15 protein-coding genes are annotated in these 22585 nt (G+C 58.1%); 9 read left to right on the forward strand and 6 right to left on the reverse strand.

Annotation, left to right across the window (positions count from 1 at the left end; translation table 11 throughout):
• Positions 1 to 114: 114 nt before the first annotated feature.
• From CA85_RS04950 to CA85_RS04980, 7 genes are all read left to right on the forward strand, one after another.
• Positions 115 to 1164 carry a DUF1559 domain-containing protein gene (locus tag CA85_RS04950; protein ID WP_246112515.1) on the forward strand — a complete coding sequence of 350 codons (1050 nt, stop codon included), beginning with the start codon at positions 115 to 117 and terminating at the stop codon, positions 1162 to 1164.
• A gap of 184 nt (positions 1165 to 1348) precedes the next feature.
• Positions 1349 to 2599 (forward strand): DUF5690 family protein, encoded by a 1251-nt coding sequence (locus CA85_RS04955; RefSeq protein ID WP_246112516.1) that lies wholly within the window; start codon positions 1349 to 1351, stop codon positions 2597 to 2599.
• Between the two features lie 47 nt (positions 2600 to 2646).
• Positions 2647 to 3828 (forward strand): TIGR03364 family FAD-dependent oxidoreductase, encoded by a 1182-nt coding sequence (locus CA85_RS04960; RefSeq protein WP_146390186.1) that lies wholly within the window; start codon positions 2647 to 2649, stop codon positions 3826 to 3828.
• Positions 3821 to 4000, forward strand: coding sequence for a hypothetical protein (locus CA85_RS04965; protein ID WP_146390187.1), 180 nt, complete (start codon positions 3821 to 3823; stop codon positions 3998 to 4000). The genes CA85_RS04960 and CA85_RS04965 overlap by 8 nt, the downstream gene beginning before the upstream one ends.
• A 297-nt stretch (positions 4001 to 4297) precedes the next feature.
• The gene (locus CA85_RS04970; RefSeq protein WP_146390188.1) at positions 4298 to 6511 is read left to right on the forward strand and encodes a C-type lectin domain-containing protein; all 2214 of its coding nucleotides are present in this window, start codon (positions 4298 to 4300) and stop codon (positions 6509 to 6511) included.
• Positions 6511 to 8226 (forward strand): Hsp70 family protein, encoded by a 1716-nt coding sequence (locus CA85_RS04975; protein WP_186774751.1) that lies wholly within the window; start codon positions 6511 to 6513, stop codon positions 8224 to 8226. Before CA85_RS04970 ends, CA85_RS04975 begins: the two co-directional genes overlap by 1 nt.
• 169 nt (positions 8227 to 8395) lie before the next feature.
• Positions 8396 to 9505, forward strand: a complete 1110-nt coding sequence (locus tag CA85_RS04980) for a hypothetical protein (RefSeq protein WP_146390190.1) — start codon at positions 8396 to 8398, stop codon at positions 9503 to 9505.
• A 67-nt stretch (positions 9506 to 9572) separates the two neighbouring features.
• Here the strand turns inward: CA85_RS04980 and CA85_RS04985 are convergent, their stop codons facing one another.
• A complete protein-coding gene (locus CA85_RS04985; RefSeq protein ID WP_146390191.1) occupies positions 9573 to 11354 on the reverse strand; it encodes an ATP-binding protein in 1782 nt (593 codons plus the stop codon).
• Between the two features lie 413 nt (positions 11355 to 11767).
• Between CA85_RS04985 and CA85_RS04990 the strand changes: the two genes are divergently transcribed.
• On the forward strand, positions 11768 to 12658 hold the full coding sequence (locus CA85_RS04990) for a tetratricopeptide repeat protein (protein WP_146390192.1): 891 nt from the start codon (positions 11768 to 11770) through the stop codon (positions 12656 to 12658).
• 341 nt (positions 12659 to 12999) lie between these two features.
• On the opposite strand, the gene rsmH is transcribed toward CA85_RS04990, so the two are convergent.
• From rsmH to CA85_RS05010, 4 genes are all read right to left on the reverse strand, one after another.
• Positions 13000 to 13935: a 16S rRNA (cytosine(1402)-N(4))-methyltransferase RsmH gene (rsmH, locus tag CA85_RS04995; RefSeq protein ID WP_315852698.1), complete on the reverse strand. Its 936-nt coding sequence runs from the start codon at positions 13933 to 13935 to the stop codon at positions 13000 to 13002.
• Entirely contained in the window at positions 13932 to 14900 is a 969-nt protein-coding gene (locus CA85_RS05000; protein WP_146390193.1) for a sugar phosphate isomerase/epimerase family protein, read from the reverse strand. The genes rsmH and CA85_RS05000 overlap by 4 nt, the downstream gene beginning before the upstream one ends.
• Before the next feature lie 58 nt (positions 14901 to 14958).
• Positions 14959 to 15339, reverse strand: coding sequence for an acyl-CoA thioesterase (locus CA85_RS05005; protein WP_146390194.1), 381 nt, complete (start codon positions 15337 to 15339; stop codon positions 14959 to 14961).
• Between the two features lie 180 nt (positions 15340 to 15519).
• Complete coding sequence (locus tag CA85_RS05010; protein ID WP_146390195.1) at positions 15520 to 16023, reverse strand: hypothetical protein; 504 nt, start codon at positions 16021 to 16023, stop codon at positions 15520 to 15522.
• Between the two features lie 155 nt (positions 16024 to 16178).
• Here CA85_RS05010 and CA85_RS05015 point away from each other — a divergent pair, with 155 nt between their 5' ends.
• Positions 16179 to 19805: a proline dehydrogenase family protein gene (locus CA85_RS05015; RefSeq protein WP_146390196.1), complete on the forward strand. Its 3627-nt coding sequence runs from the start codon at positions 16179 to 16181 to the stop codon at positions 19803 to 19805.
• A gap of 299 nt (positions 19806 to 20104) precedes the next feature.
• Here the strand turns inward: CA85_RS05015 and lepA are convergent, their stop codons facing one another.
• On the reverse strand, positions 20105 to 21901 hold the full coding sequence (gene lepA, locus CA85_RS05020) for a translation elongation factor 4 (RefSeq protein WP_146390197.1): 1797 nt from the start codon (positions 21899 to 21901) through the stop codon (positions 20105 to 20107).
• Positions 21902 to 22585 lie beyond the last annotated feature (684 nt).

Consider the following 22585-nt stretch of genomic DNA (forward strand, 5'->3'; position numbering starts at 1 on the left):
AGTAAATCATTTCATACTCGACCCAGGAATTATCCGATGCGCTGTTGCTCAACTTCCCCCCGTGCCAGGATAGTCTGTCCGAGACCGGGGTTTACCCTGGTCGAGCTGCTGGTAGTGATCGCCATCATCGGTGTGTTGGTAGGATTGTTACTGCCTGCCGTCCAAGCCGCCCGTGAAGCAGCTCGGCGCATGCAGTGCCAAAACAACATGAAGCAACTGGGGTTGGGCATGCACAACCACATGTCCGCTCACAATGCTTTCCCACCCGGCAATGTCAACTACGACGAATCGGGGAATCGCTTTAAGACAGGCGGATGGCAGCACGGACAGAATGAACTGGGCTGGCATTGGCTCGTGATGCTGTTCCCCTACATGGAACAGCCCGGGTTGTGGGAGCAAGTGAATATCTGTGAAGATTCGCGTTCGGAATCTCACGTATCCAATCCGTGTGACGACTGTGAATACCATGAATTCACAGGGCATCTTGGCCGCGAGCAATTGCCAAGTTTCAACCAATGCCCGTCCGCTCCCGCCGTGCAGGGCCAGTTTTCCGACGGCAGCTACGGACTCGAGGCGCTAGCGAAAGGCAATAACTACGCGGCATGTTGGGGCTCGGGCGACATGCTGTCTTGGGAACAGTCCGAAACGCGAGGTGCCTTTGGAACCTACTACGCCCATCAAGACGAAATCCTGAACATCGGCCCCGATGTCACCACAGCGGGTGATCGCTTTCAAAATAGCAAGGGGATGCAGAGCCGTGATTTCACCGACGGATTGAGTAACACGATGGCCATGAGTGAACTCCTCGCGGCGGAATCGAGGACGGACATTCGCGGCGTCTGGATGTCACCTGCGATGGGAGGGACCATCTTCTCAGCTTTCCGAAATCCTAACTCGAACGAGAAGGATGTCCTTGCCGCTTGCGGTGACGAGATCAACGACCCTTCGACCACCACGGTCCTCGATAGCAAGGACCGCCTGCAATGTCTTGAAGAACGCGAGACCTCCGCGGTGTACGCCGCGGCCCGCAGTTATCACACCGGCGGCGTGAACGTCTTGATGGCCGACGGGAGCGTTCGGTTTGTCACCGACTCTGTCGACAATCTGAAGATCTGGCAACCGATGAGCACGGCTCAGAACAATGAGGTGATTGAGGAACTATAGGTTTGCACTGAACCTCGCAGTGAGAGCCACGGCCTCGCAGTGAGAGCAACGGTTTTTCCAACGCAATGCCAGCACTTTGGTGTTGCGTAAATCTCACCTATCGACAATGGCCTGGAACGTGGAAGCGAATGTCATTGAGCGCCCTGTCTCCGAACCGGCTCGTTCGGTCTCGCATTGGCTGACAATGGCGAATCCCGCCGTGTTTTCAGTCTATTGCATCGTGGCTGCATTTGGGACGTACTTTTGCATGTACGCGTTCCGGAAACCATTCACTGCGGCAACCTATGAGGGCATGGTGGCGTTTGGGATCGGCTTTAAAACGATTCTCATCACATCTCAGGTCGCCGGTTATACTCTATCGAAGTTCATCGGCATCAAGCTGGTGTCGGAACTGCCTGCCCGACACCGCGCCGCGGCTATCCTCCTGCTGATTGCCATAGCTGAACTCGCCTTGATGCTCTTCGCAATCACTCCACCCCCGTGGAGTTTCGTATGGTTGTTTTTCAATGGGCTTCCACTGGGTATGGTGTTTGGCTTGGTGCTTGGTTTCCTCGAAGGTCGAGCGGTTTCCGAAGCCCTTGCTGCGGGACTGTGCGCGAGCTTCATCGTCTCGTCGGGGTTCGTTAAATCAGTCGGTCGCTCGATGATCGAGAACTACGATGTTGACGTGTTCTGGATGCCATTTCTGACCGGCCTTCTATTTGCGCCACCTTTGCTGCTGTTTGTCGGGATGCTCGCTCAAATTCCTCCCCCATCTCCATCGGATGAGTCGCTGCGAAGCAAGCGGGTCCCTATGAACGCTCAGCAGCGCAGTGGGTTTTGGCGTCGGCACGCATGGGGACTCACCGGATTGATTGCGGTCTATGTCATGCTGACTCTTGCACGGAGTTTACGGGATGATTTCGCGGTGGAAATCTGGTCCGAGCTAGGCGTAAACGACGAACCGATGGTATTCGCTCAATCGGAGTTTTGGGTGATGCTTGCGATCGTTGCCATCGCGGGGTTGTCGAGTTTCATACGCAGCAATCGAACCGCGTTTTTATCGTCCCTGGGTCTGCTTGCCGTCGGGTTCCTGATTGTTATCGGGTCGGTCCTCGGGCAAGCATACGGGTACTTGTCTCCGATGGCATTTATGGTGTTCTTGGGTTTAGGGTTGTACCTTCCCTATGTCGCGTTCCATACGACTGTGTTTGAACGAATGATGGCTGCTTTTCAGGAAACCGGTACCATTGGCTACCTAATGTACCTGGCCGACGCGATGGGCTACTTGGTGTACGTTGGCGTGATGGTCTTTCGGCAGTCCATTACTGGCGGGGATGGATTCCTGCCGCTTCTTTTGTGGGGCGCACTGGTTGTCGCTGCGGTTTCCACTGTCGTGACGGGTGTGTTGTGTTACCATTTTTCGTCGACGGTGCCGGCCGCGCGAGTTTCCTGACTTGCATCTGCTTGCACCGTCACGGTTTTGATGGCCGGAGATCTCCAATGAATAATAAGGCGAGTGATTGCCGTCACTGCGACCTGTTAGTGATCGGTGCGGGCGTGCTGGGTAGCTTCTATGCCTATCATGCTTTGCAGCGAGGTCTGAACGTGAGCCTGGTTGAACGCCACGGCAAACCGGTTGGCGCCACTGTTCGTAATTTTGGTCAGATTGTTCCATCGGGGCTCGATCGAACTTGGCAGCAGTTCGGTCGCCAAAGCTTGGAAATCTATCGAGAGATTCAGGCGAAGTGGGACATCTCGGTTCGTCAGGAAGGCAGTCTCTACATCGCCTCGGACGAAGAAGAATGCACTTTGATAGAGGAATTGCATGAGATCAACGCCGCATCGGGATATGCGTCGCAACGTTGGACAGCGGAGGCTTGTCTCGGGCATTGTTCGCCGCTCCAGCGTGGATACTGTCGAGGAGGATTGTTTTTCCCGGAGGAGATTTCGGTTAACCCGCAGCAGATGATCCATCAACTTCATCGTTACATGGCCACGTTCGACAATTTCACTGCACACTTTCAGACGCAGGTTCGACGAGTCGAGTCCCTTGACGGTGGCGGCGTTGCCGTGGAGACCTCTGCCGGAGAGATCCTGACCGCCTCACGCGTGATCGTTTGCTGCGGAAGCGAGTTGCAGACGCTGTTTCCCGAGCGGTTCCGCTGCAGCGATATTGAAATCTGCAAACTTCAAATGATTCGACTCAGCCCGCAACGGAAAGCTTCGCTACCAGGCAATCTGTTGACAGGACGCTCGATTCGGCGATATGAGAGCTTTTCTCAGTGCCCCTCTTGGGATGAAATCAAAGGCAAGGAAAGCTCGGAAGACGCCGCGCGTCGGTGGGGCATTCATGTCTTGTTCAAACAAGAAATCGACGGGTCGATCATCCTGGGAGACTCGCACGAGTACGCCCCCGCGAACGATCCCCAGGCACTGAACTTTGACATTCGTGCTGATATCAATGAATGCATTCTCGACGAGGCGCGGCGGATCATCGATCTCCCTCAATGGAACGTCGATGCAGCTTGGTATGGCACCTACAGTCAGGCGTCTCATCCCGCCGGAATCCATGTTCAATCGCCATTGCCAAAGGCTCACATCGTCACCGGAATTGGTGGCAAAGGGATGACGAGCAGCCCAGGATTCACAAAACACCATCTCGAGGAAATCTACCATGACTAGGCTCGTCGTATTCGACATGGCGGGAACAACCGTTGACGAAAACGGGGTGAAAGTCGGTGACTGGCGAATTGATATCGAGGAGGGGCAGAAGGGCCATTGCGGCATGACATTCGGCATCGCCAGCGTCGCTCAAGCAGGGCCGAACTGCTCTGGGCACGCCCCACTGCGGTGATCGATCGTGTTTCCGAGTTGATCGGCTGAATCGCCCTATCCTGGTTCGTGCCTGACTACGCAAACGACGCTTGGGGCGGCCGTGAGGACAGAGTTTTGCCGTCACGCCAGCCCTCGCGTCCAGCTTGGTTGGCCCAGGGATCCAGCCTCTCTCGTCGCTACGCAGTCCCCTGCGCGTGGTTGCAGGCCCCCTTGCAGGGAAATAGAATGCCACCATCCAGGCTGTTAAAGGAGGACAGTTCCGTCCATCATCTCTCCCATTTTCCATTTCAGGCGTCGCGACCGGAGGCTACGACTGATGATCGAATCCTTCGATCCCTATCACAAACTTCTCGGAATACCGAAACGGGATCAGCCGCCAACGTTTTATCGGTTGCTCGGTCTGGAGAGCTTTGAGGCGGACCGCGATGTCATCGATGCGGCAGCGAACAAGCAGATGGGTTACCTGCAGAACTGCTGCAATGGTGAGCACGCCGAGAGTGCTGAGCGACTCTTGAACGAAGTCTCCGAGGCGAGATTACGACTGCTGAACCCACAGAAAAAGAGCGAGTACGACGAACAGTTGCGGTTCGCCCAATCGCAGCGGCAGGTCGTTTCCGACAGCGTCGTCCCGCAGCAAACGTCCGTCGCGACCACACCCGCACCGAAGCGGCAAAACCCCGTCGTACTTGTCGACCGACCTGAAAAGCAACAGCGTCGGCGAGCGAGAAAAACGCAAGCGGGCGGACTCTCTTGGCTGCTCGGCACGATTGTGTCGACCACAGTTATCGGGGTGGTCTGGATGATGGTGGTACGACGGGCCGATCCCCCGAACAGATCGGGCACCGAGTTGGCTGCAACCCAAAGCGCCGAGGCACCACCGTTGCCTGACGATAGCGCCCTTGCCATGGACACTTCTCGCGAAGAGTCCGCTGCCTGGTCGACGATCGCACAGGCTGAGTCAGGACGCTCACAACCCTTACCGAGCAGATCGTTGTCCCGTTCGGCTGATCTTCCTCAGAGTGTCGAACCGGTCTCGACGCCGATGGCCGGCGGCAGTGTACCGCAGAGTGATAGCCAGCAGCCCAAGCGAGAGTTTTCTCCAGAAGAACGCGAGCGACTCGAGGGGTTTCGCACGATGGCGACTCCCTCGGAAGCTCCGGAAGCAGTTCCCGAGCAGAGTCCGCTGATCGAAGAGGGGGAAACCGATCGTGTGCAGACTGACTCGCGTTTGCCTGTTCCTGAAGGCGAACCTCTCAACGAAGCCGTCGCGGAGATCGAGCGGTTGTTCTCCGATAGGTTCCAAGCGGCTCAAACACCCTACGAGAAACAGTTGCTAGGGAAGACGATTCTCGACCTCGCTCAAGAAACGGATTCGCCCACCAAACGCTATGCCATGCAGCGCACTGCCCTTGAAACCTCCGTCGAGGCGGGAGACTTCCGAGGGGCAATGTCGGCAATTGATCAAATGCAAAACGACTTTGCAATCTCTGCGATCGAGCAGCGTTTGGAAGTAATGCAGCGTCTCGAACCGGTCCTCTTTCGCCCACTTGACCGGGTGGCGATGGCCGATAAAGCGGAAGAGTTGATCGACGCCGCCATCATGCGGGACGACTACCAATCCGCCGGTGATTTGTGCGTGATTTGTAAAAAGATCTCACGCGATCTGCGCAACAGTGAATCGTCCAAAAAGTTCGCTCAGTGGATGGATGAGATTGAAACTTTAGAAAGCCAGCATCCCACCGCTGTTTTAGCTCGCCAGCGAATTGCTAGCGAACCCGACAACGCCAAAGCTAATGAGTTTCTCGGCCGGTTTCTGTTCTTTGGAAAAACCCAGTGGCACGAGGGATTGCAGTATCTCAGCCGAGGCGACGATCCGGTCTTGAGGGAACTTGCGACCGCGGAGCTGCAGCCGCCACCCAACGCCACCGAAATGGCAGGTGTCGCCGACAGATGGTGGGAGATAGCCGAGACACGCGGCGCCCAGCAGATGGTGAAGCGAACGAGTCGACAACGGGCCGTTGATCTGTACCGCCGCGCGATCGCTCATGGTCTCTCAGGGCTGGCCAAGGTCGCGGCGGAGTCTCGGATTGAATCAGCAGCCGAAGTCACATTGCGAAGAACGCCCAATGCGGAACAGGGTGAGCCCAAGCGGCCGCGCGGCGTGCCGCCCGCTGCGAAGTATTTCAATGGAAACTGGTACCTGTTTTCAGAAGAGCGGGTGCAGCAATCCAAGGCTGTCAAAATCGCACTGCAGGCTGGCGGCCGACCCGTTGTCGTACGCAGTCAAGCGGAACACGACTTCTTGGTGGCCCATGGCGAATTGCCGCTGATGCTCGGGCTCATAAAACGCGATGGCGTCTGGTACGATGCACTCAATCAACGCCAAGACTTCTTTTTATGGGATACTAGAAACCGCCAGCCGTCTACCTATCAGAGAGAAGTGTTCGCGGCCATTGCGCCGGATACATCATTGTGGCATGATTACCCACCGACCCGTTTTTACTTCGTTATCGAATGGGGACGGGAATAGTGCCCAGCGAAAAGCAGAATCGTTCCAGGGGAAAAGCGGAACCGATCGCGCCAGCCGCACCGCTTGGCATTGATCTCGGCACCACTTTTAGCTGTGTCGCTCAGGTCAATTCTCGTGGCGTTCCTCGGACCCTACCGAATGCCGACGGTGATCTGGTGACACCGAGCGTTGTGTTCTTCGACACGGACGCCTGCGTGGTGGGAAAGGAAGCCGTCAAGGCGGCGTTTGTTCAACCCGAGATGATCGCTCGCTGTGTAAAACGTGAAATTGGCAAGCCCGCATTTTGGAAGGCGTTTGACGGCGAACAGTACCCACCGGAAGTGATTCAGTCTCTCATTTTGGAGAAACTCAAAGAGGACGCTCAGCTCAAAGTCGGGCCGGTCGTCGATGCAGTGATTACCGTGCCGGCCTACTTCAGCGAACCGAAACGCCGAGCGACGCAGGACGCCGGTCGGCTCGCTGGACTCAACGTGCTCGATATCATCAACGAGCCGACCGCCGCAGCGATTGCATTCGGCGTCGAGGAGGGGTTTCTCGATGCTGGTGGCGAGGCGAAATCGGAGGAGACTATTCTCGTTTATGACCTTGGTGGAGGCACCTTTGACGTCTCCGTTGTCCGCGTCGAAACCAACCGCTTCCGAGTCCTCGCAACCGACGGTGATTTTCAACTCGGCGGTGTCGATTGGGATCAGAAAATCGCAGATCAGATTTCGGCAGACTTCTTTGTCGAGCACTTGGTCGACCCCAGCGACACAGCCTTGGGAGAACAACGATTGCTGAGTGAGGCCGAGGATGCCAAACGCTCTTTATCGTCACGGGAGAAAGTGCCGATTCACTTCGAGCACGGAGGCGAATCGCTCAGCGTACCGCTGACGCGGAAAGCCTTTGAGCAGATGACAGCGAGCCTGCTGGAACGGACACGTTTCACGACGTCGAAGGTGGTTCGAGACGCGGGTTTGAAATGGGCAGATGTGACACGCATCTTGTTGGTCGGCGGGTCCACGCGAATGCCAGCTGTTACCGAAATGCTAGAGAACGAGAGCGGGATGCGCGTCGACCACAGTCTGGCGGCTGACGAGGCGGTCGCTCACGGCGCTGCGATCTATGCGAATTTAATCCGCCGAACCGAAGGTAGCCAACCGCGGCTCCAGCTGGACAACGTCGAAATTACCAATGTCAATTCGCACGACCTCGGCGTCCTGGGACTGGAAAAAGCGACAGGGATGCAGCGCAATAAGGTATTGCTGAGGCGTAACACAGCGCTGCCCGCCAAACACGGTGCCGCGTTCACAACGGCCACGGACGGGCAGACCAGCGTGGCTGTCCGAGTCGTCGAAGGTGGCGATGCGGGGGGGAATCATTCGACAGCGATCGGCAAGTGCGTGATTCGTGGGCTGCCGCCAGGGTTGCCTGAGGGCACCCAAGTCAACGTGGTGTTCCAGTACGAAAACAACGGCAGACTCACCGTCCGAGCGACGATCCCCAGTCTTGGGAAAGCTGCCAAGATGGATATTCAACGTGAGTCGAGCCTTTCGGACAGTCGGCTGGCCGAGTGGAGTACGAGGATTCGCAACCGCTCGAATGGTTCTGCGGCCGAAATGCCTGCACCAGAAGGGGCTGCACCAGAAGGAGCCGGTCAATCCAACTCAGGCAAAGCGGAGAGCGACGAGGACGGCTTGAGCGATATTTTCGACATCGACGATTTTCTTCAATAGGACTTTTTCGTCGTCACGTGCTGCTGCCCAAAAACTCTATCGGCCCAGACCGCGTTGAGTCGTGTCGCGGTTGGTTTCTCGCTAGCGTTCCGGGTTAATATTTGCTTATCGACGCGTTAAAAAATGCTCCAGCTGAAATCTCTCTCCCGCTCGTTCCCCAGCAAGATCCATGAGTACCGATTCTTCCCCCGAGCCTCGATCGCCTGAGGCAGCCGCGGCAGCGACATCGTCGGCGCGTCGCAGCGACGTCGTGCACGGTCCTGAAAAGCGACTATTTGATGGCATTCGCACCTGGGTCGACGTGTTCCCATGGCTGCGATTGGTCCGCGTTTGTCGTGTGGCGGGTGGCCCGGTTTGGGTCACTCATGTCCTCGTCGTATCACTGGTTTGGATGTGGGGCATCGATTGGCTCGGTGGCAGTGGGGCTGGCCCGGGACCGGCGTGGGTTGTTGTTCCCAGCGAGCTATTGCCGGCAGCGAGTGCGACGATGCCCAGTGACGCTTGGGCGACGTTCCCGTTGGGGACTTTTGGCATCGCGCTGGATTGGAAGATGATGCTATGGACCGTATTGGTCTGGATCCCCACGATGATGGCGCTCCTCCGCGTCGGAGCACTGCTCACAGCGGGGCGGGACATTCCATCTTATCTATCTACCTTTCGCGCAGTCGGGCAGCGATTGCGCGGTGCCCCTGTCATCGTATTGTTGCCCACGGTAGTAGCTGCGTCGTTTTGGCTGATCGCTTGGGGAGCGACCTGGAGCGCTGTTGCGATCGGTGGCTCATCGGAGCATTCCACTTGGGCGACCTGGCTTAGTCTCCCGATTGTGTTGCCGGCGACAGTCGTCGCTGCGCTATTGATCTTTGCGGGCAAGTTAGCTGTTCCCCTCGGGCTGGCTGCAGCGATGATCGAACCCGACGCAGATCCCATCGATTCGCTCAGCCGTGGATACGAGTACACCCTCCGTCGATTGCCACAGCTGGCACTGCTCGTTCTCGTCGCCGCAGTCATTTCCCTGGTGATCGTGTGGGCCTACGCTGGATTGGCTCAGGTGGGGCGCGGCGTGGCCCTATCGGTCGATCCGGTCAACACATCGCTATTGGCTTGCCTCTCGATCCTGCCCAGCGTGATCGCGGTCATGCTGCTGTGGTCGATGTTCGGCGGTATCTATTTGTTGCTGAGGCAATCCGCAGGCGGCAAGGAAGTCGAGGATCTGGCGATTGATTCAGGTCACTGGAAGTCACCTAAAATGCCTTCGGTACAGCAGCCTCCACCGGGGTGAACGACGCTGGTATGGGGCGATCTCAAAGGCTGGTGTCGGGCGATCCCAGAGGAAGCCGCCGCCGGGCTCAAATTTGAGTATCGTGAACACTCAATTCGTTGATCTCAGTAGCCACGGTGGGCAGGATCATGCGGAAGCGAGCGCCACCTTGGTTGGTGCTCGAGACCTCGACGCTGCCCCCGTGCTCCTGCATGATCTTAGCCGTTACCGGCAATCCGAGACCGGTACCGCGAGCCCCTTTTTTGGATTCAAAGAGCGAAAAGATTCGCGCTTGCTCGTCCTCAGGAACCCCATCGCCATCGTCTTCGACATCGATGACCCAACCCACGGAGGCGTCGAAACCACTGGTGACTCGGACCGTGGACTGAGCGGCATCGAGAGCGTTGGTAATCAAATTGAGCAGAGCGCGGTGGAAGGCATCGGGATCGAAACTCGCCAACGGCAGATGTTCGTCCAATTGGAACCTCAGTTCGATTCCCGCCTCGTCGGCGCGGCCTTGCATCAAGTCGATCACGTCCCCGATCGTATCGTTGAGGTCAGCCTCAACTCGCTGCGGTTCCCGTTCCTTCGAGAACGTCAGCATGTCGAGCACGAGGTTGCTGATGCGTTCCTGGTTGCGATCGACGATGGCCCATCCCCGGCGAATCGTTTCGGTCTCGTTCTTGGCGAGGCCTGATTCGATCAGGTAGCTACCGCCACGCACGCCTTGCAGAATGTTCTTGATATGGTGCGACAGGGTGGCGATCGTTTGCCCCATCGCTGCGAGTCGTTCGCCCTGCAGTAGAGCGGAGTAGTAGAACGTATCCTCGATCGCCAGGGCGGCTTGATGTCCGATCGCAGTGATCAATTTGAGGTGTTCATCGTGGAATCGGGTAGCCCCTTTTTTCTCGATCCACTCGCCCGGCGATGTATAGGTGTCGACATACAAAGCGCCAACGACGTCGTAGCGGCCTTGCAGTGGCACGCAGAGGGCTTCGCGGACTCCGCCCTGGACGATGGATGCCGCCCGCTCGAATCGCTCATCATCGATCGCATCGCTGGTCCGCACCCCTTCTTGGTGCTGCAGGACGTAATCCAAAATGGTGTGACTGATCGTGATCCGGCCTGGTGGTTTCGACCGCTTGTTGAGGTTCACCGAGGACGTTCCATGGGAATCGCGGTCGCATCGTGCCGCCGGTGTCAACCGTTTGGTTTCGGGGTCTCGCAGCATCACGCAGCCGCGGTCGGCTTCCACCCAATCAAAGATCAGCTTCAAGACACGATCGAGGACTTCGTTGAGGTCATCGGTGCGCCCTACCGCCAATGCCGTCAGGTACATCACTTCGAGTGACTGGTCGGTATCGAGAAAGTGGGCTGGCGCCTGATCGTCTTGCTTCGCCGGTGGGACCGGGTGTTCCGAACCCGGGTCGCTCCCGTCGCTCGAGGGTTGACCGGGCCCCCCCTGCCTGATGGAGAACCGATCACGCGAAAAAGACGAAACGATGCGACTGGCGTCGCCGCCCTGGACCTGTCTGACAATATCCACCCCGTGAGCGGCATCCATCGCCGAGGCTTTCCCCGTGCCGGTGAAGATCAGCAGGGTACCGCCAATTTCAATCCGGTCCCCGCTGATGAGTTCCTGCCGCGAGATCCGGTCGCCGTTGACGTGCGTGCCGTTACTGCTACCGAGATCAATCAGTTCATAGCGACCTGCAGCGACATCGCAGCGGACTTCGGCGTGACCACGGGAAGCCTCATTGTCGAGCAACTGGATGTCGTTGGTTGAGTCCCGGCCCAACCGCTGCACGGGCGTTGAGAGCGGGAAATGCTTGCCCTGATCGCGTCCTCGAATCACGAACAACGAGGCCATGGTAGGTGAATTCCTTTGGATTGAGGCGGGTTTCGACAGAATCGACAGCGTGGATTTTGTCTCGGGAAGCGAGACGGGAACCCATCGGCACCGTCGACTTAGCGAAAACGAAGCCGGCGAGACGCTCGGCCTCCCAATTTCAGGGAGGCTCAACAAGATAGCTTGTCAGCAACCCCAATGTTTGACTACCGTCGGACTTTTCACGATTTGTCCGATTTCCGCTCTCGCCGACCTTCGTAAGTGTAGCCTCCATGTATTGCGTTTCCCTCATTCGACGCGGCTGCCGTGCTGGGTGGGTACGACGATGCCTGCCAATGGCTTGCTGCGCGGTCGTGTGGGGCGCGGTCAGCTCGAATCTGGGGTGCCGTAGTCACGCGCCCATCCATTTGTGGCAGCCGCCGCAATTGCGATCGATGGACGGCGAAAAACTCGTCTTGATGGACATCGCTGGCCCGGCGGATACCGCCGCTGCTATCCGCGAGGAATTGCTAGCAGGAGCCAAGCCTTCCGCTGGCGGTGACCGATCCTCGGGGGCGGCCGCGAGCGACGCATTCACTGTGCTACTTCCCGACGAGTTGGAGTCGCGAGCGACGATTCAGCTCGTCTCCAATCGGGATCAGGCCCCGAGTGACCTCGCGATTGCGGCCGCCGCCCGCCGCTCGGGAGTCCGGTACCTGTTGCGGGGCGAAATCATGCATGCGACGGGGCGTTCGCATTCGGATCAACAGCTCAGCGTCGTCTGGCAGCTCGTCGGCCTCGATGCCGCAGCCGGGACTCATGGCCTGCCGATCACCGTCGACCAAACGTCTCTGCAAAGGCGGTATCCTGAACTGATGGCGGTACCTGACCCGACCCTGCGACTGCATCGAGCGATGGCTCGCGAGACGCTCGGTTTGATTCACGAATCCGTCGTCCGTCAAAATGTGGAGCTAGCGAATTCCTACGTGACACTCGGCAGCGCCGCCGTCCGCCGCGGCAACGATCTGGCGGCACTGGGGAACTGGCCTGCCGCCGAAGATGTTTGGTTGCAGACTCTCGAGCGGTATCCTCTCCAGACCGCAGCCTGGATCAATGCGTCGATCGCTGCAGCGGCTCGTCAAGACTTCGATCTTGCCAAGCAGCGGATCACACGGGCGATTCGGCTCTCGCTGCTCTCACCCGTCCAACGCCATCTCGCTGAAGAAACTCTTGTGTGGCTAGAACTGCGTCAGCGCGACTACCTCGAGTCATTCGACCTCCCCGACCCGGCTGATGGCTGGCGAGTCACTCACGCGAGTGATTCGGGACCGCGTTCTCTGCGGTGAGCTCTGCTGAGGTGCTGGCTTGGCACGGGACATCCCGGTCGATGGTACGCCAATGGTGTTGCCGGTCCCTGGCGGATACTCGTTCGTCAGGGACGCATTTTTGCAAGGTCATTGGATGCGAGAGCCATTCCTGGAAAAACCTTCCCCTGTGCTCCGCGTACGCTTCCGTTGGATGAGCCCAGTTTTGCTCCCCCATGTGCCTGTCACACGGAATGCGACGTTTCGAAATTAGAACACCGCGGCATCGATGTGCGTTCCCCTGTCAGCTTGTCTGACAGAAACCAAGCACATTGGTTTGGTGGTTAATCAACTACTCGTAGCTTTCTCCACTACGACATGGATTATCCCGGCGTGTCTTCGCTGCCAAGACGTTCGGCGACGCGAAGCTTCGCACTGCGGCTGCGGGGATTTTCTCGGATCTCTTGATCGGTAGGACGCAGTGGTTTCTTTGTCAGCACTTTCCATCTTTCGTCCTCGCGAAACGCATTCTTGACGATGCGGTCTTCGAGGGAGTGAAAGCTGATGGCAGCAATCCGTCCGCCCGGCGAGATCCAGTCCGCTGCCGAGGCAAGCGTCCGTTGCAAGATGTTGAGCTCATCATTGACGGCGATCCGCAATGCCTGAAACGTTCGCGTCGCGGGGTGAATATCGTGGTTCTTACTACGCGGCACACACCGTCGACAGATCTCAACGAGATCGCCCACCGTCCGCACCGGATTTCGATCCTGCGCCCGCAGGCAAATCGACCTGGCAATGCGGCGACTGTACCGCTCTTCACCGAACTGATAGATGGTGTCGGCGATCTCCCGCTCACCGCGGTACGCCAGCCATTCGTAGGCGGGGATATCCGATTCGGGATCGAATCGCAGGTCGAGCTCTGCATCCTCCATCGTGAAGCTGAACCCGCGCTCCCGGTCGACGAGCTGGTCGCTGGACAGGCCCAAGTCGAGCACCAGGGCGTCGGCATGGGAACGCTCGCAATGGGCGAGTGCGGCGGGCGATTTTTCGTAGCTGCCGAGGAACAGCTCAATCCGCGGATCACTTCCCGGCCCGCCCGGAACATCGTCTCGGGCCAAGACTGCCGGGTCACGGTCCATGCCGATAATCAGGGGCGCGGGATCGTCGCCCGTCGTCGCTTTCGGCAGCACGTCGAGCAATAATCGCGTGTGGCCACCGCCACCGTAGGTACCGTCAACAATCGTGCGCGGATGAGCCTCACCCACCCATGCAACAATCTCGTCCGGCATTACCGAAACATGTTCAATCGACTCGTTCACGCAGGCTGCTTAAGCTCCGCGGAGACGCTGGCAAACGTTTGACTGCAGTGCAACGCCGTTTCCATCTGGCCTGCGACCTTCTTCAATCGTTGTTCGTCACCGCCACCCACCTCAGCGGCGAGCCAACCCTGAAAGTCAATTTTCACGAGCGCTCGACGGACCGAACCCCAGTCGATGTCGCCTTGCGTGATATCGGTGAAACCACCGGAGGCTCGCGAGAAACCTTTGATATCGAGTTTCTGAATGTGGTCACCGAGCGTTTCCACCCATCCAGCCACATCGCCGTACTTCCAATGGTTGCCCAGGTCGAACTGCACGCCCACCGTGTCGGTGCCAAAGGACGCAATGAAGTCCGCCAAAGGCTCTGCAGATTGATTTTCGTCGCCACCGTGGTCGTAAAGAAAGTGATTCCACACGTTCTCAATCACGATGTGAACACCGAGTTTATCCGCCAGGGGAAGTGCTTTAGAAATCGCATCGAAAGCCCGCGAGCGAACCTCTTCTGGGCTCCCATCTTTGCCGTGGCCGGGCACGAGCAGCATCGTCTTCGCGCCCAGTGCAGCGGTTTGCCGGAGCGAGTTTTCGAGATGCTCCTGAGCTTGCTCACGGATCTTGGGATCGGGGTTGGTGTGTGTAACCGACCAGTGATAGCCGCCCACCGTACCGTCGATAATGATCCCCGTCTTCTCAGCGGCCGAACGGAGTGCGCTCACGTCTAAGTCACCCGTGTTCGGCTCGACGCCTTCGAACCCCGCATCCAAAGCGGCTTGGAATTTGTCGTCCCAAGAGCCCTTCACGCGGATCATTCCCATTTTGAGCGTCTTGCGCAGCCACGGCGAGGCTTGCTCCGATGAAGCGTTCTCCTCCGCAGTCACAAACCTGCTGCCGAGACAGCCGCCAGCGACGAGGGAGGCGGTCGCTAGAAAGTTGCGGCGGGAATTAAGCGATGTCGATGGATCGGACATGGGGTACTCCTAGGTGTCAGGCACGAATGGCGAGCAAAGTGAGTGGCATTGTAGCAGCCTATTGAATCAGCGCCTCAGGCACGCGCTGCAAACGACCCTCTCGGTCGATGACGGCGAGCGTCACGGTGGCCGCGACGAGTAACGAGCCGTCACGATGAATCTCGTATTCGTGAACGATTTTCGCGGCCGTAACGTTCACGATTCGAGTGGTCAATTGAATCTCATCGTCGTATCTCGCCGGCATTTTGTAACGGCAATCCACCCGCGCTACGACGACGAACCATCCGGAAGCTTCAATATCCCGGTAGCGACCACCGGATGACCGAAAGAACTCCGTACGACCGATCTCGAAGTAGGTCAGATAGTTGGAGTGGTGAACAAAGCCGCCAGGGTCGCATTCTTCGTAACGAACGCGCAGAGTAATCGTTTGGTGTTTCACGCAAACCGAGAGAATTGAGGGGACTGGGACGAACCGAGGCCCCTGTTATACATCACTTTCTCCGCGCCGACGGCTGTGGCGGCAACGATCGGTTGTCGAGCGAGGCGATTACCGCCGGTACCCCACGTCGATGGGAAGAACCTCGCTGTTTCGCCGGCGAAGTCTCTGAACTCAATAAATTCAGCTGCCGTACCACTGGCCCCGTTGCTGATTGACCAAACTCTTCAGTGCGGCGAGTTCCGAGTCAGGATGGTGGATCAGCAACCAGCTGACTTTCCCGTCCAACCCATTTTCAAAGGCACGCTGTTTGAGCGTTTGGACCCATTCGAACCGAGATGCATCTGTACAGGACAGGTCGGCGGGCACTGCGAGCACCAAATTGTTCTTTTCTCGACATGAGGAATCATTCAGAAAAAGGTCGGTCGTCTCATGAATCTGATCAATATTCAACGATCCGCAGTCGATGGCAATGATACAGCGATCAGGGCGATCCAAAGTGCGAAATAAACGCCGACGCATATAAGCGATCTGCTCATCGAGCGTCGGCATCGCCACATTTTGGGCGGATTTGACCAGTTCGGATGCCTCCTCGATGGCGTCGTCCAACGCCTTACCCGTATCTGACGATGTCAGGGAACCCGAAACGATTTCCGAATTCGACACGGAAACAACCGGTATACTCATCTTCAAAACTCCGTCGAGGATAGATTGGGACGCGATTTGCACATCCTTTGAGCAGTCTAGATATTGTAGCAATATTCGTACCGTGAAACAAATATTTGCCTGCGGACCCCTCCCGACCACCGCTACTCACACCTAATGGTGACAGAATCTCTCCTATGAACGCACAATCTAAAGACGCCGCTGAGTCGGCAATCCAACTTGCCGAACAGTTGCTCGCCGACGCCCAGGCATTGCAGACGCCTCAAGAGCGTCGCCAGCAGGCGGAGCTGAACCGCATGATTGGTCACGACGCGGACAAGGCAACGCTCGTCGAGATGACCGATCAAGCCTTTCGGACCAACGCCCCCGCTCGCGTTGCCGACCAACTGACGTTCCTGCTCGATATTCAAGGTATCCCGCGGTTTTTCAATCCGGTCGAGCAAGCGATGTTGCGCGGGTTCCAGTCCTTCGGTGAATACTTGCCTGGCGTCGCGGTCCCCTTGGTCAAGGAGAAGATGCGGCACGAAACCGCCAACGTGATCCTGCCCGCCGAGCCCGAGTTGCTCGTCAAGCACCTTCAGCAGCGCCAGGAGACTGGCGTCTCGATGAATGTAAACCTGTTGGGTGAAGCATTGCTGGGCGAAGACGATGCCCGCGCAAGGCTGCAGCATTATGTGCAGCTGCTGCGACTGCCCGACGTGCATTGCCTGAGCGTTAAGCTGACGACTCTCTACAGCCAGGTGTCGGCGCTCGCCTATGAGCACACGATCGATGTTGTTGCCGATCGGCTCGACACGCTCTATCGCAATGCCAATCACCACAGCCCACCCAAGTTCGTTTACTTGGACATGGAGGAGTACAAGGACCTCTACCTCACCGCCGATGTTCTCAAGCGAACTCTCGACCGCCGCGGGTTGGAGAAAACGGCAGCGGGTATCGCCTTGCAGGCCTACGTTCCGGATTCGTACGGCGTGATGCGAGATCTCATTGAGTGGTCGAAACAACGCGTCGAAAACGGGGGCAGTGCGCTGACCATTCGGTTGGTCAAAGGTGCAAACTGGGAGATGGAACGCGTCCATGCCAGCACTTCCGGTTGGCCGATGGCTCCCTACGAGACCAAGATCGACACCGATGCGAACTTTAAGAAGATGCTGCGCGAACTGATCGATGCCGCCGCGGCCGGTCACCTCCGCGTCGGTGTAGCCTCGCACAATCTGTTCGACGTCGCTCTGGCGATGAATTGGACCGACGCCGCGGGATGCGGATCGCACGTTCAGTTCGAGATGCTCGAGGGCATGGCGAACCACCAACGCCGCGCCATCACCAACCGTGATGTGCCGATGTTGCTCTACGCGCCGGCTTGCCGCCGCACTGAGTTCCTCAATGCGATCTGTTACCTGATCCGCCGTCTCGACGAGAACACAGGCCCCGAGAACTTCCTCCGCCACTCCTACGCTCTGCAGCCCGGTTCGGAAACCTTCGAACACTTGGCGACGGCCTTCACGCAATCGCTCGAAGAAATGGACAGCGTCCCGACCGCTGCGAGGAACCCGCAGGACCGCAACGTCGTTCCGGTGCAACCGCCGGTTGCCGATCACTGGACGAAGTTTGTCAATGAGCCGGATACGGATTGGTCGAGCCCCGTCAACGCGCAGTGGGTTTCGGATCTATTGAAACAATGGAAGAAGCAGTGCAACAAACGTGCTGTCGATATCGATCCAGTCCTCGCAGGTGATCCCCCCGTCGAGGACGCGGACAAGCCACCGATCGTTAAGTCTTATGACGTTTCCCGCCCGGAGAAGGTGGTGTGCCGGGTCCAGCCAACCGCCCTGGAGCCTTTGCTGAAGTCGATCAAGCACGTCGTCGACTGGCGTGGGTGGGCGGAAACGCCCCTGGACACCCGTCATGAAATCCTCCGCAATGTCGCGCAGAAATTGCGTGAACGACGTGGGGACCTGATCGGCTCGATGGTCGCTGACGCAGGCAAAACGGTGGCTCAAGCGGATCCGGAAGTCAGCGAAGCGATTGATTTCTGTGAGTTCTACCCGCTCACGATGCAGGACTGGGCCAATCGTCCTGAGATCGAGGTGCACGAACGCGGCGTCGTCGCGGTGATCACGCCTTGGAACTTCCCCATGGCAATCGCTGTGGGGGGCGTTGCCGCTGCTCTCGCCGCAGGTAACTGCGTCGTCCTCAAGCCTTGCAACGAAACGATGCTACCCGCCTGGATCGCCTGCCAAGCATTTTATGATGCGGGCGTGCCTGTCGAAGCGTTGCAGTTTGCACCCTGCAGCGATGAGGTGGCCGAGGAAGCCCTGGTTACCAACCCAGACATCGATACCGTGATCCTGACCGGTGGCACCGCGACGGCGAAACGCATGCTCACGGTCCGGCCCGACCTGCACCTGCTGGCCGAAACCGGTGGCAAAAACGCTACCATCGTGACGTCGCTGGCTGACCGCGACCTCGCGATCAAACATGCACTGCAGTCCGCCTTTGGGCACAGCGGTCAGAAATGCAGTGCCACCTCACTGCTGCTGCTTGAGAATGAGTTGTTTGACGACGAAACGTTCCAAAAGATCCTTGCCGACGCCGTCCGCAGCCTGCATGCGGGCTCCGCCTGGGATCTGCATACCGCCGTCACGCCGCTGGTCTCACCCCCCAACGACGAACTCACGCGGGGGATGCGAGAGGTCGATGATGATGAGTATTGGCTGGTCATGCCCGAGCACGTTGACGGCAATCCAAATCTGTACCGTCCCGGCGTGAAATGGAATGTCAAACCAGGCAGTTTCTCACACACAACCGAACTGTTTGGTCCCGTGCTCAGCGTGATGCGATTCACCCGGCTGGAGGAAGCGATCGAGATCGTGCGGTCGACCGGCTATGGCTTGACCAGTGGCCTGGAATCGCTTGATGACCGCGAAATTGAAGTCTGGCGAGAAGCCTTGCCGGCCGGCAATCTCTACGTCAACCGTCCGACCACTGGTGCCATCGTGCTGCGGCAACCCTTCGGCGGCGTGGGGCTGAGCGCTTATGGGCCCGGACTCAAGGCCGGCGGACCGCACTATGTCCTCGCCCTGGCGCGGATCACCAACGGCCAGCCACTCCCCGAGCCGAGCTCAGATGATTCCAAAGCCCAGACAAAAGAGGAGGAGCATCCCCACCTCGAACCCTTCTTGGATTGGCTTAAAAACAGTCCTCACACAAAGAACCTGAGCGAGACGCAGAAATCCGAGGTCCGTGCCACCGTGGCGAGCGGTCGGCGGGCAATGCAAAGCGATTTCGGCAAGGAACACGATACCTTCCATCTCGTCGGCCAGGACAACCTCCGCCGCTATCGGCCCGCGCCGGAATTGACGATTCGCGTCGGCCGCAACGACCCCAATAGCAACCACCCGATCTGTGACGACGCCTTGATCGCCGTCGCCGCCGCAACGGCGGTGTCAGCGCAGTTCACGCTGTCGATTGACCCGCAAGCTCCGGCACCAGAACGGGAGATGCTCGAGTCATTGGCCGATTGGCTGCCGGGATTGATCTCGCCGCTCGAAGAGAACGACGAGCAGCTCGTCAGTCGTATCGATCACGGCCTCGTCAGTCGGCTTCGCTGTGTCTGCCCGCTACCCGTGGGGCCGATTCGAAAAGCATGTGCGAGGCGGTTCGTTACGATCGTCGATGAGCCCGTCTTACGCGATGCGCGGATCGAATCGCTACGGTATCTCAACGAGCAGTCCATCAGCCATGACTATCATCGCTACGGCAACCTCGGTCGCCGCGCCGATGAACACGAACGGGGCAGCTAACTCCGCCGCGTTCACGTGAGTGAGACGTGCTACTGATTACCCACAAGTTTGCTCCCCCGTGTGCTTGTCACACGCCGAAGCGACGTTTTGAAATTAGAATACCGTGGTATCGACACACGTTCCCCTGTCAGCTTGTCGGACAGGAAACCAAGCCGACAAACTTTGCTCTGATGCGGGGCAAGCCCGCATGGGAGCGGGGTGAACGCTCCATTGTTCTAATCAGAAAACGGTGATTCCTGTCAGACAAGCTGACAGGGGTTCTGGTTATGTGGGCAGTCGACTGGCCAGGAAACCACAGGCTACTTCTTCTCGGCTCGCAAGACCGAGATGAAGGCTTTCTGGGGGATCGTGACGCTGCCGAATTGCTTCATCTTGGCTTTGCCCTTCTTCTGTTTCTCCAAGAGTTTCTTCTTCCGCGAAATATCGCCGCCATAGCATTTCGCTGTCACGTCTTTCCGGACAGCCTGGATCGTCGAGCGAGCGATCACGGTGCCGCCAATGGCACCTTGGATCGGAATCTTGAACTGGTGGCGGGGGATCTCCTCGGCAAGTTGTTCGCAGTAGTGCAAAGCTCGGGCACGGGATTTTTCGCGATGGACCAGGTATGCCAAGGCGTCGACGGGTTCCTTGTTCACCAAAATATCGACTTTGACAATGTCGGTTTTGCGGTACTCGATCGGCACGTAGTCGAAGGACCCGTAACCGCGTGTGATCATTTTCAGTTTACCGTAGAAATCAAACAGCACTTCGCCGAGCGGCATCTCGCTGACCACCTCGACCCGACCTGCCGATAGATAATTCATCGTTTGGCTCTCGCTGCGATGATCGCGGCACAATTCCATCACCGGGCCGACGTACTCTTCCGGGGTCAGGATCTGCGCCCGGATGTAGGGTTCGCTGGCTGAATCGATAGTGGACGGATCCGGCCAATTGCTGGGGTTGTCGATATCGAGTGATGAACCGTCTTTGAGGGTGAGTTGGTAACTCACCGACGGAGCAGAAATCACCAGTCCGATGTCAAATTCACGCTGCAGACGCTCTTGGATCACGTCGAGGTGCAAGAGGCCGAGAAAGCCACAGCGGAAACCGAAACCGAGTGCTGCCGAACTGTCCTTTTCATAGGTCAGGGCGGCGTCATTGATGGACAGTTTTTCCAGTGCCTTGGTGAGGTCTTGGTACTCGTCGGTGCTCATCGGATATACCGACGAGAAGACCACCTGCCTCGCGGGTTGGTATCCGGGAATGGGTTCGGCGGTGGGGCGGTCAGCGAGCGTGATCGTGTCGCCGATCTCGATGTCCTGAACGCTTTTGACGCCTGCGACGATGTAGCCGACTTCGCCCGCAGTGAGCTGTTTCTTGGGGACCAATTTGAACTGGTTGTACCCCAGTTCATCGACTTGGAAATCGCGGTCCGCGTGCATGAAGTGGATCGTGTCTTTCGGCTTGAGCGTGCCGTCGAGGACCCGGCACTGCAAAATCACACCACGGTATTTGTCGAAAAACGCGTCGAAAATGAGAGCCTTTAGCGGCGCCGAGGGATCGCCCTCGGGAGGCGGCAGGTGAGCCACGATACCCTCGAGCACATCCTCAATTCCTTCGCCGGTTTTGGCGGAAACGGGGATCGCGACGAAGGGATCGAGCCCCAGATCGGCATCGATCTCCTCCCGCACCCGTTCGACATTGGCCGCTGGCAAGTCGATCTTGTTGATCACGGGCAGCAGTTCGAGGTCGTATTCCAAGGCGAGGTAGAGGTTCGCAACCGTCTGCGCCTCGACGCCCTGGGACGCGTCGACGACCATCAGGGCACCCTCAGCCGCCATCAACGAACGCCGGACCTCGTGCGAGAAGTCCACGTGGCCGGGGGTGTCGATCAAGTTCAATTGATACGTTTGGCCATCCTTCGAGGTGTAGTTGAGCGTGACCGTATTACTCTTGATCGTGATCCCCCGCTCACGCTCGATATCCATCGAATCGAGCATCTGGTCGTGGAACTCACGCTGTGTGATGCCGCCACAGGCTTGGATCAAGCGATCGGCCAAGGTCGATTTGCCGTGGTCGATATGGGCGATAATGCAAAAGTTCCGAGTGAATTTCATACGTCGCAAAAGGGAGGATGGAGCGAGGTCGGAGCAGTGGTTCCAGACTCCGAATCCTAATGAATTCGGCCCGCGGTGGCTATCCGCTGCCCATAGTCGACCGACGGCTCCGCCCGTCGCGAGTAAAAGCACACTTTTCCCATAGCTCAGACGAACGGAGTCGTCTGGCTACATAGTCGCCCGACGGCTCCGCCCGTCGCGAGTAAAAGCACTCACTTCCCCAGCTCAGACGAGCGGAGTCGTCTGGCTACATAGTCGACCGACGGCTCCGCCCGCCGCGAGCAAAAGCACACTCTTCCCCAGCTCAGAGGAACGGAGTCGTCTGGCTGCACAGTCGACCGACGGCTCCGCCCGTCGCGAGCAAAAGCACACTCTTCCCCGGCTCAGACGAACGGAGTCGTCTGGCTACATAGTCGCCCGACGGCTCCGCCCGTCGCGAGCAAAAGCACTCTCTCCCCCTAGCTCAGACGAACGGAGTCGTCTGGCTGCAAAGTCGACCGACGGCTCCGCCCGTCGCGAGCAAAAGCACTCTCTTCCCCAGCTCAGAGGAACGGAGTCGTCTGGCTACATAGTCGCCCGACGGCTCCGCCCGTCGCGAGCAAAAGCACTCTCCTCCCCAGCTCAGACGAACGGAGTCGTCTGGCTACACAGTCGCCCGACGGCTCCGCCCGTCGCGAGCAAAAG

It is taken from the genome of Allorhodopirellula solitaria, assembly GCF_007859855.1.
Classification (GTDB): domain Bacteria; phylum Planctomycetota; class Planctomycetia; order Pirellulales; family Pirellulaceae; genus Rhodopirellula; species Rhodopirellula solitaria.